Annotated in this window: 15 protein-coding genes; 3 read left to right on the forward strand and 12 right to left on the reverse strand. The window is 65.0% G+C overall.

Annotated elements, in window-relative coordinates; translation table 11 throughout:
* The first annotated feature begins 100 nt into the window (after positions 1-100).
* Genes L338_RS04140 through L338_RS04150 form a run of 3 tightly spaced genes read left to right on the forward strand, consistent with a single transcriptional unit; the run spans position 101 to position 2,533 of the window.
* Entirely contained in the window at positions 101-841 is a 741-nt protein-coding gene (locus L338_RS04140) for a creatininase family protein (protein ID WP_022697104.1), read from the forward strand.
* A gap of 7 nt (positions 842-848) precedes the next feature.
* The gene (locus L338_RS17530; protein ID WP_022697105.1) at positions 849-1,373 is read left to right on the forward strand and encodes a hypothetical protein; all 525 of its coding nucleotides are present in this window, start codon (positions 849-851) and stop codon (positions 1,371-1,373) included.
* Positions 1,370-2,533, forward strand: a complete 1,164-nt coding sequence (locus L338_RS04150; RefSeq protein ID WP_022697106.1) for a Kelch repeat-containing protein — start codon at positions 1,370-1,372, stop codon at positions 2,531-2,533. Before L338_RS17530 ends, L338_RS04150 begins: the two co-directional genes overlap by 4 nt.
* Before the next feature lie 8 nt (positions 2,534-2,541).
* Here the strand turns inward: L338_RS04150 and L338_RS04155 are convergent, their stop codons facing one another.
* The 12 genes from L338_RS04155 to L338_RS04215 form a co-directional block, all read right to left on the reverse strand.
* A complete protein-coding gene (locus L338_RS04155; RefSeq protein WP_022697107.1) occupies positions 2,542-3,720 on the reverse strand; it encodes an ABC transporter permease in 1,179 nt (392 codons plus the stop codon).
* Positions 3,721-3,725: 5 nt separating this feature from the next.
* Positions 3,726-4,889, reverse strand: coding sequence for an ABC transporter permease (locus L338_RS04160; protein WP_022697108.1), 1,164 nt, complete (start codon positions 4,887-4,889; stop codon positions 3,726-3,728).
* Positions 4,886-5,578: an ABC transporter ATP-binding protein gene (locus tag L338_RS04165; RefSeq protein WP_022697109.1), complete on the reverse strand. Its 693-nt coding sequence runs from the start codon at positions 5,576-5,578 to the stop codon at positions 4,886-4,888. The genes L338_RS04160 and L338_RS04165 overlap by 4 nt, the downstream gene beginning before the upstream one ends.
* Before the next feature lie 77 nt (positions 5,579-5,655).
* The gene (locus L338_RS04170) at positions 5,656-6,699 is read right to left on the reverse strand and encodes an efflux RND transporter periplasmic adaptor subunit (RefSeq protein ID WP_022697110.1); all 1,044 of its coding nucleotides are present in this window, start codon (positions 6,697-6,699) and stop codon (positions 5,656-5,658) included.
* A 144-nt stretch (positions 6,700-6,843) separates the two neighbouring features.
* Positions 6,844-9,099 (reverse strand): M3 family metallopeptidase, encoded by a 2,256-nt coding sequence (locus tag L338_RS04175; RefSeq protein WP_022697111.1) that lies wholly within the window; start codon positions 9,097-9,099, stop codon positions 6,844-6,846.
* A gap of 100 nt (positions 9,100-9,199) precedes the next feature.
* Positions 9,200-10,033 (reverse strand): MBL fold metallo-hydrolase, encoded by an 834-nt coding sequence (locus tag L338_RS16330; protein ID WP_022697112.1) that lies wholly within the window; start codon positions 10,031-10,033, stop codon positions 9,200-9,202.
* Between the two features lie 194 nt (positions 10,034-10,227).
* Entirely contained in the window at positions 10,228-11,286 is a 1,059-nt protein-coding gene (locus tag L338_RS04190) for a serine hydrolase domain-containing protein (protein WP_022697114.1), read from the reverse strand.
* A gap of 105 nt (positions 11,287-11,391) precedes the next feature.
* Positions 11,392-11,898, reverse strand: coding sequence for a response regulator (locus L338_RS16335; protein ID WP_022697115.1), 507 nt, complete (start codon positions 11,896-11,898; stop codon positions 11,392-11,394).
* A gap of 8 nt (positions 11,899-11,906) precedes the next feature.
* The gene (locus tag L338_RS16340) at positions 11,907-13,424 is read right to left on the reverse strand and encodes a sensor histidine kinase (RefSeq protein ID WP_022697116.1); all 1,518 of its coding nucleotides are present in this window, start codon (positions 13,422-13,424) and stop codon (positions 11,907-11,909) included.
* A gap of 64 nt (positions 13,425-13,488) precedes the next feature.
* The gene (locus L338_RS04205; protein WP_027068265.1) at positions 13,489-14,235 is read right to left on the reverse strand and encodes a YebC/PmpR family DNA-binding transcriptional regulator; all 747 of its coding nucleotides are present in this window, start codon (positions 14,233-14,235) and stop codon (positions 13,489-13,491) included.
* A 154-nt stretch (positions 14,236-14,389) separates the two neighbouring features.
* Positions 14,390-15,052 (reverse strand): glutathione S-transferase family protein, encoded by a 663-nt coding sequence (locus L338_RS04210; RefSeq protein WP_022697118.1) that lies wholly within the window; start codon positions 15,050-15,052, stop codon positions 14,390-14,392.
* An 89-nt stretch (positions 15,053-15,141) separates the two neighbouring features.
* A complete protein-coding gene (locus L338_RS04215; RefSeq protein ID WP_022697119.1) occupies positions 15,142-15,969 on the reverse strand; it encodes a TIGR00282 family metallophosphoesterase in 828 nt (275 codons plus the stop codon).
* Positions 15,970-16,009: the final 40 nt, after the last annotated feature.

The following is a 16,009-nucleotide window of genomic DNA, read 5'->3' on the forward strand; positions in this document are numbered from 1 at the left end:
CTCTGTTGTCTTTGCCTGTCATCAACAAGTGGGGAGCGGCCCCGGTTCCGGCAATGGCGCCGCCTTGCAGCAGCCGGTCCTGCGCGCTAGAGCGAAGCCCATGAACCTACACACCGCATCCTGGCCCGAAGTCGAAGCCTATCTGGAAACATCCACCGGCATCGTCATTCCCATCGGCTCGCATGAACAGCACGGCCCGAACGGACTGGTCGGCACCGATGCGATCTGTCCCGAAGTCATCGCGCGCGAGGCGGGGGACGAGGGCGGCTTTCTGGTCGGCCCCACCTTCTCGATCGGCGTGGCGCAGCATCATCTGGGCTTTCCCGGCTCCATGACGCTGTCGCCCTCCACCATGATCGCGGTGATTCAGGACTGGCTGGCCTCGCTGGCGCGGCACGGCTTCACGCGCATCTATTTCCTGAACGGCCATGGCGGAAACATCGCCACGATCGACGCGGCCTTCGCGGAAGCTTACGCCGCCTATTCCTTCGCGGGCGAGTCCGCGCCGTTCGTCTGCAAGCAGGCCAACTGGTGGCAGCTGCCGGGCGTGGCGAAAGCGGTGGAAGAGGTGATCCCCTCGGGCGAGGGCTATCACGCCACCGCCTCGGAGGTGTCGGTCACCTATTACGCGTACCCGGAGCACCAGAAGGACGTGAAGATGTCGCCCAAGCACGCCCCGCTCGGCCCGGTGCGCGACGCGGCGGACTATCGCAGGCGCTTCCCGGACGGCCGCATCGGCTCCGACCCCTCGCAGGCGACGCCGGAAAAGGGCGCCCATATCGTCAAGGCGGCGAAAGCGGGCCTGATTTCGGAAGTCGGGAAATTCTTCCGGGGCGACTGAACCGGACATGACATCCCGCCCCGGAGACGACGCCGCCATCAAGGCCACGGGCCGGGACTGGGCCGCGTGGTTCTCCGATCTGGACAGCTGGGCGGCGGAGCTGGATCATAAATCCATCGCCGCAGCCCTGCGGGATCAGGGCGTCTCCGGCTGGTGGGCGCAGACCATCGCCAATGCGTGGGAGCAGGCGCGCGGCCGCCGCGAAAAGCATGAAATGCCGGACGGTTTGCAGGCCACCGCTTCAAAGACCATCGCCGCCCCGCCCAAGGCCGTCTGGAAAGAAGTCAGCACCGGCGCCTTCCGCGAATGGGCGCCCACGGGCTGGATCGAGGTCACGACCGCGCACCCGAACAAGACTTTGCGCGGGTCCTGGAACAGCGGCGGCCGGGTCGCGATCTATCTGACAGAAAAGCCCGGCGGCAAGACGCAGATCGCGGTCAATCACGAAAAGATTTCCGACGCCGGAACATGCGAAATCATGAAGGCGGCGTGGCGCGGCGCGCTCAAGAATCTGAAGGGACGCCTGGAATGAAATACATATCTCTGGCCGCTGCCGGCGCGCTGGCCGCCTGCGCCACGCAAACCGGCGCCCCGGCGCAATATGACGTCGCCGCCGATGTTCAATCGAACACCACCATGACCATCACAACGGCGGACCGGGCCTCCGCCGTGATCGCCCGGCTTCCGGAGGCGGTCTCGAACAACGCGGTCGCCGCGGCGCGCGTGGACGGGCGCGCGATGGCCTACAGCTTTGCCGGGCTGCACGCGGGCAAGACGTGGCGCGACCTGACCGCCGATGCCTATGAGTGCGACCTCGCCGCCGGGCAGTGCGCGGAAATCGCGGGCCTGCCGGACGGGGTGGGACGGCTGGCCGCCGTCGCGGCGACGCTGGAAGACCGGATCTATGTTTTCGGCGGCTACACGGTGGCTGATGACGGCTCGGAAAAATCGACCCCGAAAGTCTGGATTTTCGATCCTGCGGGGCGGACCTATTCCCGCGCGGCGGACATGCCGACCCCGGTCGATGACGCCGTCGCACTGCCGGTGGGCGGGCGCTACATCTATCTGGTCTCCGGCTGGCACGACACGGACAATGTCGATCTGGTCCAGCTCTATGACGCGCAGCGCGACGAATGGCGGCAGGCCACGCCCTGGCCCGGCGCGCCGGTCTTCGGCCATGCGGGCGGGGTGATCGCCGATCCGCCGCAGACCGGCGGGCCGCAAATGGCGCATATGGTGATCTGCGATGGCGTGAAGGTCGTGCCGGGGTCAAAGCCGGGCGAAGACCGCCGCTTCGAACCGTCCGCCGAGTGCTGGGAAGGGCGGGCCGACATCGCGCAGCCGGAGATCATCGACTGGACGCAGCGGGATTCCCTGCCGCCCGCCCATTACCGCATGGCGGCGACGGGCAGCGCCCGGCTGGGCCTGACGGTCTTCATCGGCGGCACGGACAATCCCTATAACTACGATGGCGTCGCCTATGACGGCGCGCCCAGCGACCCCTCCGCCCATGCCTGGGGTTATGATTTTGCGGCCCGGGAGTTTGCCGTGCTGGCCGATCCCGACACCGGCACGATGGACCACCGGGGGCTGATCGAATGGAACGGGCGCTTCGTGACGCTGGGCGGCATGAACGCGGACCGGCAGGTCATGGACGCGGTAATCGCCCATGACATCGGCCTGACCGAATAGAGGCGTCCTTAGTCCTGATGCACGGCCAGCAGCGGCACGCGCGCCGCGCGCATGGCCGGGAAGAATCCCGCCAGAAAGCCGACAATGATGGCCAGTATCATCGCCGCGATCAGCGAGGCCGGGGTCACCGCGAAGGAGAACACGACCTGCGTGAACCCGCCGCCCAGCGTCGATGCGCTGATGCCGTCGAACAGCAGATAGGCCGCCACTGCCCCCAGAATTCCGCCCAGTATGGCCAGGGCCAGTGACTCGATCATCGTCCCCAGGAAGGCCGCGAAGCCGCTGAAGCCGATGGCCCGCAGGGTCGCGATCTCCTTGGTCCGCGCATCGACGGAGGAATACATCGTGTTCCAGGCCCCGGCGAGCGCGCCGATGGCCATGGCGACGGCCAGCGGCCAGCCCAGGAACTTGATCAGCGTCACCGTGCCTCCGGCCTGGCTGGCCAGGAATTCCTTTTCGCTCTGCACGTCCAGGTTCAGGCGCGGCTCGTTCTCCACATAGGCCTGCAACTCCTCGATCGCCTCGGGAGAGGTCATCTGCGCCCGCATGGACTGAACCGAGGATCCGCGGCTGTAGAGGTTCTGCAGCACGCCGATTTCCGACCAGATCTCGGAGTCGAACACCGTGCCCCCGGTGGAGAAGACGCCCACAACGCGCCAGGTGTTCGTGCCAAGGCGGATTTCCTCGCCCAGCTCGAAACCGGAAAACTCCCGGATCACGCCTTCGCCGACGATCAGCTCCGCCGCGCCCGGCTCGAACATGCGCCCTTCGGTCATGGTGAAGCCGGCGCGCATCTGCGGCCCTTCCGGCCCGACGCCGCGCAGCGGCAGGTTGGCGTCCGTGCCCGATCCGCGCTTCTTGCCGTCCACGATCACGTAAAGCTCGGCCGAGGTCACGGGCGCGCCGTTGCCGCCCGCGGCGATGCCGGGGCCGCGCTCGACCAGCAGCACCTCGTCGCGCGACATATTGCTGTTCAGTTCCGCCTGCGATCCGGCGCGCAGCATGACGGCGACGTCTTCGGCGCCGGTGCCGGACACCGTGGCGCAGAAGCCGTTGGCCATCGCCATGAAGGCCAGCAGCACGCCCACCACGAAGGCGATGGAGACAATGGCCGCCAGCGACATGCCAAGGCGCTGCGGGATGGAGCGGATATTCATAGCCGTAATGGCTGCGGTTTGCTTGAACATGGCGGTCAGACCTTCCCGAAGGCTTCGGCGATATTCGCCCGCATCGCGTTCCAGGCCGGGATCAACCCGGTGATCAGGCCCAGCGCGATCATGAATCCGATACCGATAAACGTGACCCGCCAGCCGACCGACAGGCCGGGCAGCGAGCCGCTGACCGCGGGCGATTGCGACATCAGCCATATCAGCGAGGCCGCCAGACCGATCCCCAGCAATCCGCCGATCAGGCTCAGCAACAGGGATTCGCTCAGCACCATGCGGAAGATGCGCGGCGCCGGGAAACCGATGGTTTTCATCACCGCGATCTCGCGCGTGCGCTCATTGATCGCCATGACCATCGTGGTGCCGACAATCATCAGGATCGTGGCGAACGCCGCGCCGGTCACCAGCGTGATGATCAGTCCGATATTGCCCAGCTGTTCGATGAACGCCTTGCTGAAGGCGGCCTCGGTCGTGGTTTCGGTCTCGGCCGGGGAGTTGGCGAACATCGCGTCGATGCGCTGGGAGACCGCGTCATTCATCGACGGGTCCTCGGTATTGATGATCAGCCAGCCCACCTGGTCGCGGTTGAAGGCCAGCGACTCGTTGAAATACTCGTAGTGGAACAGGGCGTAATTGGCCGGGACATTGTCATCCTCGGCGTCGAAGATGGCGCAGATATCGAAATCCCAGTCCGAGGTGCCGTCCTGCTGCTGCCAGATATTGGAATTCAGCGGCACGCGCTCGCCCACGTTCCATTCATATTGCAGGGCCAGATCCGCCCCGACCGCCAGGCATTGGCGGTTATTGAAAAAGGCCTCGGCGCTGCCCTGCGTAAACTCCAGCTCGGGATAGGCGCGCATATAGGTTTCGGGATCGACCGCGAAGGTCTGCACGAAATTGCGCGGTTCCTGGTAATAGCCGCCGAACCAGTTGGCCTGGCTGACATTCTTCACGCCTTCCACGCTCGCCACCCGGCCCCAATAGGCATAGGGCATGGAGACGGTGAAATTGATCTTGTTCACCGTGACCAGCCGGTCCGCCGCGGCGGTTTCCACGCCCGCATTCAGCGTCTTGTTGAAGGCGCCCAGCACGGCGAAGATCAGGAAAGCGATCAGGATCGAGAACAGCAGAAGGATGGCCCGCAGCTTCTTGCGGAAGAGGTTCTTGCGGACGAGCGTCGCGCCGTTCACGTCACCAGCTCCTTCTCGACGAACCGGCCCTTGTCCAGATGCAGTTCGCGCTGGGCGTATTTGGCGGCGCTGGGGTCGTGGGTGACCATCACGATAGCCTTGCCCAGCTCCTTGTTCAGAAGCTGCAGCGTGGCCAGGACCTCGTCAGCGGTGGCGCGGTCTAGGTCGCCCGTCGGTTCGTCGCAGAGCAGAACTTCCGGGTCGGCCACGATGGCGCGGGCGATGGCGACGCGCTGTTGCTGGCCGCCGGAAAGCTGGGTCGGGCGGTGTCCGGCGCGGTCGGCGATGCCGACGATGTCCAGCGCGGTCCTCACGCGCTGCTTACGCTCCTTGCCGCCCAGTTTCGTCAGCAGCAGCGGCAGCTCGACATTCTGCGCCGCGGTCAGGGTCGGCATCAGATTATAGAACTGGAAGATGAAGCCGACATTGGCCGCGCGCCACTTGGCCAGCGCGCCCTGGCTCATATTGTCGATGCGCTTGCCCTCGAACACCACCTCGCCGGAGGAGGGGGCGTCGATCCCGCCCAGAAGGTTGAGAAGCGTCGTCTTGCCGGAGCCGGACGGACCCATGATGGCGATGAAGTCCCCGGCGGGGATGGTCATCGTCAGCTTCTCGAAAATCGTGATCGATTCCTTGCCGCGCGTGTAACGCTTGGAAAGATCGGTGAGCTGGTAGAGCGGCTCCGTCATGACGTTTTCGTCCCTCTCGTCAGGTCAGGCTGTATCGAATTTCAGCCAATCTAGCAGACCTACTTTATATTTTAAAGTCAGTTCCGGTTTTCCAGGAATGTCACCTGCGCGGCCATGTCCGGAAGGATGCGCGAATCCCGTTCGTCGAACGCCACGCGCACCTGGATCGTGGCGCGCGCGCGGTCGGCGGTGGGGATGATGGCCTCGACATGGGCCGGGATGCGCCAGTCCGGATAGGCGTCCAGAACGGCTTCGACCCGCTGCCCGGCGCTCACGCGCTGAATCTGGCCCTCATTGACGTCCACCTCGATCTCCAGCGAGGCCATGTCCACCAGCGTCGCCACGCCGGTCCGCGTGAACCCGCCCCCGGCCGACACCGGGGAGAGGATCTCTCCCACCTGCGCGTTCTTGGCGATCACAACGCCCGCGAACGGGGCGCGGATGACATGGCGGTCCACGTAGTCCTCGGCGCTGGCGGCCTGTGTGCGGGCGACGTTCAGCTCCGCGCGGGAGGCCTGTATCTGGGCGGCGAGGCTGTCCAGCTGCGCGCGGGCGGCGGTGACATTGGCTTCCGCGCCGGCCTGCTGCTCGGCCAGGCGCGATGCGCGGCGGAACACGTTTTCCGCCTCGGTATATTGCGCGCGCAGCGCTTCGATATTGGCCCCGGCGGAAGCGGCGCGGGCCTGCGCCAGCGCCAGGTCATATCGGGCGCGCTCATCATCCAGCCGCGCCAGGACCTGGCCCTTTTCGACCTCCGCGCCTTCCTCGAACAGGATTTCCTGTATCCGCCCGGTGATCTCGGCGGAGACCGTCGCCTGCCGCCGCGCCACCACATAGCCGGACGCCGCCAGCCCGCCTGCTCTGGGCGGCGCCGATTGCGCCGGCGCGGCGGATTCGCCTTCGCCGCCGGCGGGGGAGGCCGCCGATTGCGCCGCCGCCTGCGTTTCGGCGCTTTCCGGCGCGCTTCCCCGCGGAAGCAGCAGCCAGACGGCAATGGCGGCGATCAGCGCCGCCGCCACGGCGATTGCGATAACGGCGGGCAGGGGGACGCCGCCGCGCGGCGCGTCCTCTTCCCGCTCGATCCGCAGTGACTGGAGTTGCGCCTTACGCTCTTCGCTCATCTTTAAAAATCCGTCTCCCCCGGGGCCGGGCGTTTTAGACCCGGTTGCGGGGCGGCGGGAAGGGGCAAGCGCAAAAATTCACACAGAAAAAGGGCGGACCCGGTTCGGGCCCGCCCTTAATCCCTTCACATCCGGAAGGCGCGCTTACTCGGCCGGATCGTTGCCCGGAGCGGGCGTGTCCATGCCGGCGTCGCCGGACGCTTCGCCCGCAACGCCGGAGACCGGGAAGCCGCGCTGGCGCAGCAGCGCATTGGTGTCCACCGGACGGCCGCGGAAGTTCTCATAGGCGACCGTCGGATCGATCGTATTGCCGACCGACAGGATCCATTTCTGGAACGGCTCGGCGACCGCCGGATCGTACGGGCCTTCGGCCTCTTCAAACGCTTCCCAGGCGTCCGCGCCGTAGGTGTCGGCCCAGAGATAGGAGTAATAGCCGGCCGCATAGCCCTCGCCCGAGAAGATGTGGGCGAATTGCGGGCTGCGGTGACGCATCGGCAGCTCGTCCGGCATGCCGATTTCCTCCAGCGCCTGACGCTCGAAGGCGTCAGGATCGACGTCGGAGGCGTCTTCTAGCGTGTGGTACTTCATGTCCACCAGCGCGCTGGCCAGATACTCGGTCGTGTCGAAGCCCTGGCGGAACGTGCCGGCGTTCTCGATCTTCTGGACCAGCGCGTCCGGGATCGGCTCGCCCGTTTCATAATGCAGCGCGTAGTTCTGCAGCACTTCCGGGGTGGCCAGCCAGTTCTCGTGCACCTGGCTGGGGAATTCCACATAGTCGCGCGGCACCGCCGTGCCCGACAGGGTCGGATAGGTGACGTCGGAATTCAGGCCGTGCAGGGCATGACCGAACTCGTGGAACAGGGTGGAGGCGTCGTCCCAGGAAATCAGGATCGGCTCGCCCTCCGCGACCTTCACGAAGTTGGAGTTGTTGGAGACGATCGGCAGCACCTCGCCGTCCATCGATTCCTGCGTGCGGTAGGCGTTCATCCACGCGCCCGACCGCTTGCCCTGACGGGCATAGGGATCGAAATAGAACAGGCCGACCGGGTCGCCGGACTCGATGTCCGTCACTTCCCAGGTCTTCACGTCCTCATGATAGACGGGCAGATCGTCGGTCGGGGTGAACTCGAAGCCGTACAGCTCCCCCGCCATCCAGAACATGCCGTCGACCAGATTGGATAGCTGCAGGTAGTTTTTCACCTCGTTGGCGTCGAGGTCGTATTTCGCCTTGCGGACCTTCTCCGCATAATAGCGGTAATCCCACGGCTCGATGGTGATGTCCGCGCCTTCCTCGTCGGCGATCGCCTGCATTTCGGCGACTTCTTCCTCGACGCGGGCCACGGCCGACGGCCAGACTTTCATCATCAGGTCGATGGCGTTCTGCGGCTCGGCCGCCACCTGTTTCTCGATGGCGTACTGGGCGTAATTGTCATAGCCAAGAATACGCGACCGCTCTTCGCGCAGCTTCAGGATCTCGGCGATCAGGGCGTTATTGTCATACTCGTCGCCATTGTCGCCGCGGCTGTAATAGGTGCGCCAGACTTCCTCGCGCAGGGCGCGGTCGTCCGAATAGGTCAGGAACGGGTCCATGGAAGAGCGCGTGTTGGTGATGGCGTATTCGCCTTCCGCCTCGCCCTCGTAATTGTCCGCGGCCGACTTGGCGGCGTTCACCGTGGATTCCGGCAGACCTTCCAGGTCGTCCTCGCCCAGCCAGGTGACATAGGCCTCTTCGTCATGCAGCAGATTGTTCGAGAAATTGGTGTAAAGCGTCGCCAGACGCTGGTTGATCTCGCCCACGCGGGCCTTCTGCTCGTCGTCCAGCGCCGCGCCCGCGCGCACGAAGTCGGTGTAATAGTCCCAGACCAGACGCTGTTGCTCCGCGTTCAGGTCTTCCCGGTTCTCATAGACCGTCTTCACCCGCTCGAAGAGGGCGCTGTTCTGGTAGATCTCATCCTGGAAGGCGGCCAGTTTCGGGGACATTTCCCGCTGCACGGCCTGCACTTCGGGGCTGTTCAGGTTGGAGCTGTAGATCCCGTAATAGGTGAAGACCCGGCTCAGTTCCTCGCCGCCGCGCTCCATGGCCGCAATGGTGTTCTCGAAGGTCGGCGCTTCCTCGCTGGCGGCCAGGGCCTCCAGCTGGGCGCGCGCCATGTCCATGCCTTTTTCAAGGGCGGGCTGAAGCTGGTCGACGGACATCTTGTCGAAGGCCGGAACGCCGCCATAGGGGCCTTCCCATTCGGCCAGAAGCGCGTCGCCGCTCACTTCGGCGGTCATCTCGGCGTCAGCACTCATTTCGGTCGCCGCAGCCTCCTCGGTTTCGGCGTCCTGCGACAGCGCGGCGCCGGCGGAAAGCGTCAGCGCGGCCAGCGCCGACACGGTGGTCAGATAGGATTTCTTCATTGTCAGACTCCCCAGTCAGTTAAAACTTGGCGCGGACCATAGCGCCCGCGAACGTGAAGCGAAAATTAGCAAAACGTAATGATGCGAACGCCTTGCGCGCCTATTCGCCCAGCCTGCGGGTTTCGCCCGGGCGGGTGAACAGATCTGCGTCCCTCAAGGATTTTTCGCGCGCGGCGGGATCGTCGGGAACGCTTGACGGAACGTGCACCCCGATCGTGCGCGCGGGTTTGAACCGGTTGGTCAGTATCGACCGTCCAGCCTCAGAGGTAAGAAACCAGTATGGCGGAAAAGCGGCGTCCAGCGCGCGCTCGTCCCAGATTTCCTGATGCGGGGCGTAGTGCCAGTCGCTGACATCGGCGTCGCCCATATGCATGACCGTGGTCTCGTCATCCAGCGTCACGCGGAAAATCAGGTTCTCCACATCGGCGCGCTGCGGCCATCCGGCGTGCGGGACGCGCACGGCCTTGATGGCGATGCCCGCCGCATTCAGACGCGCCGGGTCATCCAGGCGCTCCAGCGCGATGGGCGTGACGCGCGCGAATATCGGATCGTCCGCGCCCGCGATCTCCGCCATCATGTCCACGGCCTGTTGCGGCGCGTAGAGGCGGGCTTCGGAAACGGCGCGCATATAGGCCACCATGTCTTCGGCGGCAAAATGATCGGCGTGGGCATGGCTGACGAACACCGCGTCCACGCCGTCGAACGGCGCTTCGCCGGCCAGCATCGCGGCGCGCATATCCTCCGGGACCAGCTCGTACTGGCCGAAGGATTCGCCGAACAGCGGATCGAACAGGATTTTCGTCTCGCCCCGCGTGACCATCACCCCCTCATTGGCGAGATATTTCGCCTCCGGATCATGCGCCGCCGCGGGCGCGGCCCATGTCAGAAGGGCGAGACCGGCAAGAGCAAGGCGGGGAAATATGGTGGTGAACAATTTTGTCGCGGCGATGTCTGAAAAACAGGCCTCAGCATCGCCGCCACGGCCCGCCGCGTCCAGCTATTCTTCCTGATTCTTCCGGCTTGCCGCCTCGGCGCGCCATTGAAGATAGCGGGACAACATAGGTGAATCAGGATCCAGCGCCGCAATCGCTTCGGGCATGGCCATAACGGCCTCGGTCTGGGGCGCGTTCACGAACACGATGACCCCGTCCTTCGACCCGGAATAGAAATAGGCCAGCGCCATTTCCGACCAGTCGCTGCCCCCGTGTCCGACCAGTTTGAAATCGCCGTAATCCAGCACTTCCCAGCCCAGGCCATAGCCTTGCTGTTGCGGACAAAAACCTGCAGGCGCGGCGGCGCAATCGACGGCGGGTTTTCGTCGCGCACAGACTGAACCCGGTCACGGTCTTCGGCCAGCTCCGCCCCGTAGCCGTCCGCGTTCATGACGGAAATCAGGAAAGCCGCATGATCCCTGACCGTGGTGACCATGTCGTCGGCGGCGGAATAATCCCCCGGTTCGCGGCACCAGCCATTGGGTCTGCAATAATATCCGTAAAATTCGCCCTGGCTGCTGGCCGGCCGGGCAATGCGGTCAAACGCAGTTTCATCGACACTGAACCGCGCATCTTTCATTCCAGCCGGCTCGAAAACTTCCTCACGCACCAGTTGGTCAAAAGGAGCCCCGATTTTCTCCTCGGCATAGCGCATGGCGTAATCGAAGCCTTCCCCCGAATAACCGAACGCCTCGCCGGGGGGAGAAATGAATTGCAGGGTTCCGTCTTCCAGGAAGAAGCGCCAGTTGGGAAATCCGGTCACATGGGTCAGCGCCATCCGGGCTGTCAGGGCCTCATGGCGCGGATCTTCCTCAATATCCGGATCCACCCAGTATCGCGCCATGGATTCATCAAGGTCGAGCCGGCCTTCCGCCGCCAGACGCAACATCGTCTCGGCCGCCACGGTTTTCGTGATCGAAGCCACATTGAACAAGGTGTCCGCCGAAGCCGGTTCTCCCGGGCTCTCTTCGCCATAGAAGCCGGTCCAGACCAGTTCGCCATCGCGGATCACGCCGGCGCCGGCAGCGTGCAGCCCGTAGTCGGAAAGCAGGCTTTCGAAGACCTTGTCTATTGAGGCGGCCCGTTCCCCGTCGACCGTGGCAACAGAGCCGTCCGGCGTTTCCGCGCCGGCGCGCGTCATTGCACAAGCGCCCAGCGCCATCGCCGCGCACGCCCATCCGATCCATGTTTTCATGATGATGTCTCCGCCCCGTTTTACGGCGCGAAACCTAGGGCAGCCTTGCGGCAAACCCACGTTAAACCTTGTCCATTGGCCAGACAGGCCCGCGTAATAAGCCGGTCAGTTCTGAATGACGCCGCGAATGGCCGCGCCCAGGCGCGCGCCGTCCACCGGCTTGCCGATGACCGGGCCCTCCACGCCCATGAGGCGCTTGCGGGATTCCACTGTCCCGGCGTCATAGGCGGTCACGAACAGGAAATACGCGTCCAGATCGCCGGTTAGTTCCGCGGCGACGGTGACGCCGTCCTTCCCGCGGCCCAGATTGACGTCCATCAGGATCAGGTCCGGCTGTTCCCGGCGCGCCATGGCCAGCGCGCTTTCGCCGTCATTGGCGATACCGCAGACCGAGGCGCCCATGTCCCGCACCAGCCCTTCCAGATGCCAGGCGACCAGCAACTCGTCCTCGACAACAAGAATGTTCAGCTGATCCAGACGTTTCGGCGCATCCTGGCCCGCCGCGCCTTCGCGCCCCTTCTGACCGCCGCCAGCGCCGCCGAACCTGACACACGCGGGCCGGCCCGGCGGGCGGTGAATGGATTCTGGCGATATGAACACGGGCAGGGTCAAAAAAAGCCTCAGCGATAAGGTTGCGGAAACTCGATCCGCACGGCCAGTCCGGCGGGTTTGTAATTCATCTCGGCCCGTCCGCCCAATTCGTGCTGGACGCTGGTTTCGATCAATGAAACGCCAAACCCCCGGCGCTCGGGCGGCCCTGCGATTTTCATGCCGGACTCTGTCCAGTCCAGCATGATGCGTTGCCCCGTTTCATCCCGGCAGGGCGTCCATGAAACAGACAGCTTGCCCGCTGGCGCGCCCAGCGCGCCGTGCTTGACCGCATTGGTGGATAGTTCGTGCAGCACCATGCTCAGCGCCAACGCCGCGCGCGGCGCCAGCCGGACCGGCGGGCCATCCGCCGTCAGGCGGCCCTCGCCAGCATGCGGCGTAACGACCGCGTCTATCAGGTCGGTCAGCGGCGTGCTTTCCCAGTTGCCCTTGGTCAGCAAGCCATAGGTCGCCGACAGGCTCTGCAGGCGCGCGCTGAACGTCTCGTTGAACTGGCCAAGGTCCGTGGCGCTGCGCGCGGTCTGGGAGGCAATGGCCACAACCACAGCCAGCATGTTCTTCACGCGGTGGTTCAGTTCCGCCAGCAACAATTCCTGACGGTCGCTGGCCTGGCGGCGCTCCAGAACCCGTCCGGCCTGGTCGCCGATGGTCTGGGCGGTCAGCAGCAGCCGGGGATCGGGCGCCTCGCGCACCTGGCTGAAAAATTCCAGAATCGCGACGATCCGCGTTTCCGCCCGCACCGGAAACGCAAAACCGGACCGCACCCCTAGCGGACCGGCATCGCGTATCCGCACGAATTCGGGATGCGTCTCAAGGTCGTCAATCCAGCGCGGCTCGCCGGTTTTCCAGACATGGCCCGGCAGGCCTTCGCCATGGGCCAGCGTGGTTTTCGCGGTCGTTTCCCGGAACGCCTCGAATCCGCTCTCCGACCCGGCCCATATGCCGGTCGGCTTCAGGCGTCCGGGATTGTTGGTGTCGGGGATGAAGGCATGGCCCAGCGGCCAGCCCGTCAGCTCGCACACCGCCTCCAGACAGGTGTGCAGGACTTCGTCGGTCGAGGCGGATTCAGCGGCCAGGCTCGCGACACGGTGCAGCAATCTGGCTTCCTGCGCCTGCGTTTCAAGCCGTTCCTCTTCCGCCTTCTCGGCGGTTATATCGCGGATAAAACCCAGAAAGACCGGCGCGTCCCGGGCTTTCAGCGCGCGGATCGAAAGCTCGATCGGGAATTCCGATCCGTCGCGCCGTATCGCGCTCAATTCCAGGCGCTGGCCCAGAACCGGGCCTTCGCCGGTTTCCAGATAATGTTTCAGGCCCCTGGCGTGGGCCTCGCGATATTGCGGGGGGATGATCATGTCGCCCATGTTGCGGCTCACCGCCTCGGCGGCGGACCAGCCGAACATGGCTTCGGCGGCGCCGTTCCAGCGATGCACGCTTCCGTCGCTGCGCATGACGATGACGGCGTCCATCGCCGTCTCCAGAACGATCTGGAGGTCCTCGTCGTCCCCAAGCCTTGGCGCTGCGCCGCTCATCTACCGCATTCCCCGTAACCCGGCGGAATGTCTAGCGGTTTTCCTCAGGCCGCGCCAGAACCGATCAGGCGTCCAGCTTTTCCATGACGTCGTCGGAGATTTCGTAATTGCCGTAGAAGCTCTGCACGTCGTCGGAATCGTCCAGCGCGTCGAGAAGCTTCAGAAGCGTCCCGGCCTTGTCCTCATCCATCTCGATCGTGTTCTGCGGCCGCCAGATCATCTTGGTGGAGCTGGCCTCGCCCATGGAGCCTTCCAGCGCCGTGGAAACGTCCGCCAGGTCCTCGCGCACGGTGAAGACGACATGTTCGTCCTCTTCATGCACCACGTCCTCGGCGCCGGCCTCGATGGCGGCTTCCAGCATTTCCTCGTCGCTGGCCTTGTCGCGCGGATAGCGGATCTCGCCGACCTGGTCGAACATGAAGCTGACCGCGCCCGTCTCGCCCAGATTGCCGCCATGCTTGGAGAAGGCGGCCCGCACTTCGGCGGCGGCGCGGTTGCGGTTGTCGGTGGAGACTTCGACGATAATGCCGACCCCGCCCGGCCCGAAACCTTCATAGCGGATGTCTTCATATTCGGCGACGTCATTGCCCGAGGCCTTGTCGATCGCCCGCTGGATATTGTCCTTGGGCATGGACTGGCCCTTGGCGTTGGCGATGGCCAGACGCAGGCGCGGATTCATGTCCGGATCGGGCGCGCCCATCTTGGCGGCCACGGTGATTTCCTTGGAAAGCCGGGAGAACAGCTTGGACCGCGCGGCGTCCTGACGCCCCTTGCGGTGCTGGATGTTCGCCCATTTTGAATGTCCGGCCATGGAGGTCTTTTCCTTGTGGTCTGAAAGCGCGCGCCGGAAAGGCCTCCTGATCAGGCCCGCATCGGCGCAGGTTTTCAATGAATTGAAGCTTTACGCCCCTAAATACGAAAGCCATCCGGCTTCGCCAAGGGGGCCGGTGCGCAGCGCCGCGTCTTTATGCGTAGGCGTAGGGCCCGCCCTTCTCCAGCGCGGCCTTGTAGGCCGGGCGCGCATGAATGCGTTTCAGGAAGTCTTTCAGGGCCGGACGGCTGTCATATCCGGCGCGTTGCGCCCCGGCTTCGACCGGGAAGCTCATCATGATGTCGGCCGCGGTCATGGCCTCGCCCGCGAACCAGCCTGTGTCCTGCACCGCCGCTTCCCAGTAATCGGCGTGCCTGACCAGTTGCGGGTCGACAAACGCTTTCTGGGCCTTGCCCAGAATGGCGTTGGCGAACGGCTTCATGAAGAAGGGCGCGCGCTTGGGGATCTGCGTCATCACCAGCTTCATGACCAGCGGCGGCATGGCGGAGCCTTCCGCATAGTGCATCCAGTAGCGATACGGCCAGTAATCGGCGTCGCCCTTCGCCGGGGTCAGGCGGCCTTCGCCGTACTTGTCCAGGATGTACTCCATGATCGGCCCGGTCTCGGCCAGCGTCAGTCCGCCGTCCACGATCACAGGCGACTTGCCCAGCGGATGCACCGCCTTGAGCGAGGGCGGGGCCAGCATGGTCTGTTTGTCCCGCTCGTGCCGGACGATCTCGTATTCCGCGCCCAGTTCCTCCAGCAGCCAGAGCACGCGCTGGGAACGGGAATTGTTCAGGTGATGGACGGTCAGCATCAGGGCGGCCTTTCATGGCTTGCTGCGGGACCCGCAAAGAAATGGGCCGCGCCGCGCGCTTGTAAACCCTGCCCCGCGCGTAAACGCCGTTACCGGTCCGAAGAGGGCCCGCCGCTATCCAGCGCGCCGCCAATGCGGATCGCCTCGGCGCGGGTGGCCAGGCCCGTGGCGTCGTCGGTTTCGACATACAGGCCGCACACCGTGCCCTCGCCGTCCGCCGGGCTGAACCGGCCCGAACGGATGCGGGAGGTGAAGCGTTGCAGCGGTTCGGACTTCTCCATGCCGATGACGGAATCATAATCGCCGGTCATGCCCAGATCGGTGATATAGGCCGTGCCCTCCGTCAGCACGCGGGCGTCCGCCGTCGGCACATGGGTATGGGTGCCGACCACCGCGCTGGCGCGGCCGTCGCAGAACCAGCCCATGGCGTATTTCTCCGATGTCGCCTCGGCGTGGAAATCCACGATCACCGCATCCGCCGCCGCGCCCAGCGGGCAGGAATTCAGCTCCCGGTCCACCGCGTCGAACGGATCGTTCAGCGCGTCCATGCCGATACGGCCCAGCACGTTCATGACCAGAACCCGGCGGCCATCCGGCGCGTCATACAGGTTGGCGCCCGTTCCCGGCGCCTGCGCCAGCTCCGGATAATTGACCGGGCGCAGCAGGCGCGGTTCGCGTTCGATATAGGTCAGCGCCTCGGCCTGGTCCCAGGCGTGATTGCCAAGGGTCAGAACGTCCGCGCCCGCCTCGAACAGCTCCTCCGCCGTGCCTTCGGTAATGCCGAAGCCGTGGGCCGCGTTCTCCGCGTTCACCACCACGAAATCCAGATTCAGCCGCTCGCGCAGGCCGGGCAGATGATCGCCCAGCGCCTGCCGGCCCGACCGGCCCATGATGTCTCCGATGATCGCAATTTTCATGCAGCCGGACTTAAGCCCGCGCGCCGCCCAAGTCGAGGCG

The sequence above is a fragment of the Euryhalocaulis caribicus genome (genome assembly GCF_000412185.1).
GTDB classification, from domain to species: Bacteria; Pseudomonadota; Alphaproteobacteria; order Caulobacterales; family Maricaulaceae; genus Euryhalocaulis; species Euryhalocaulis caribicus.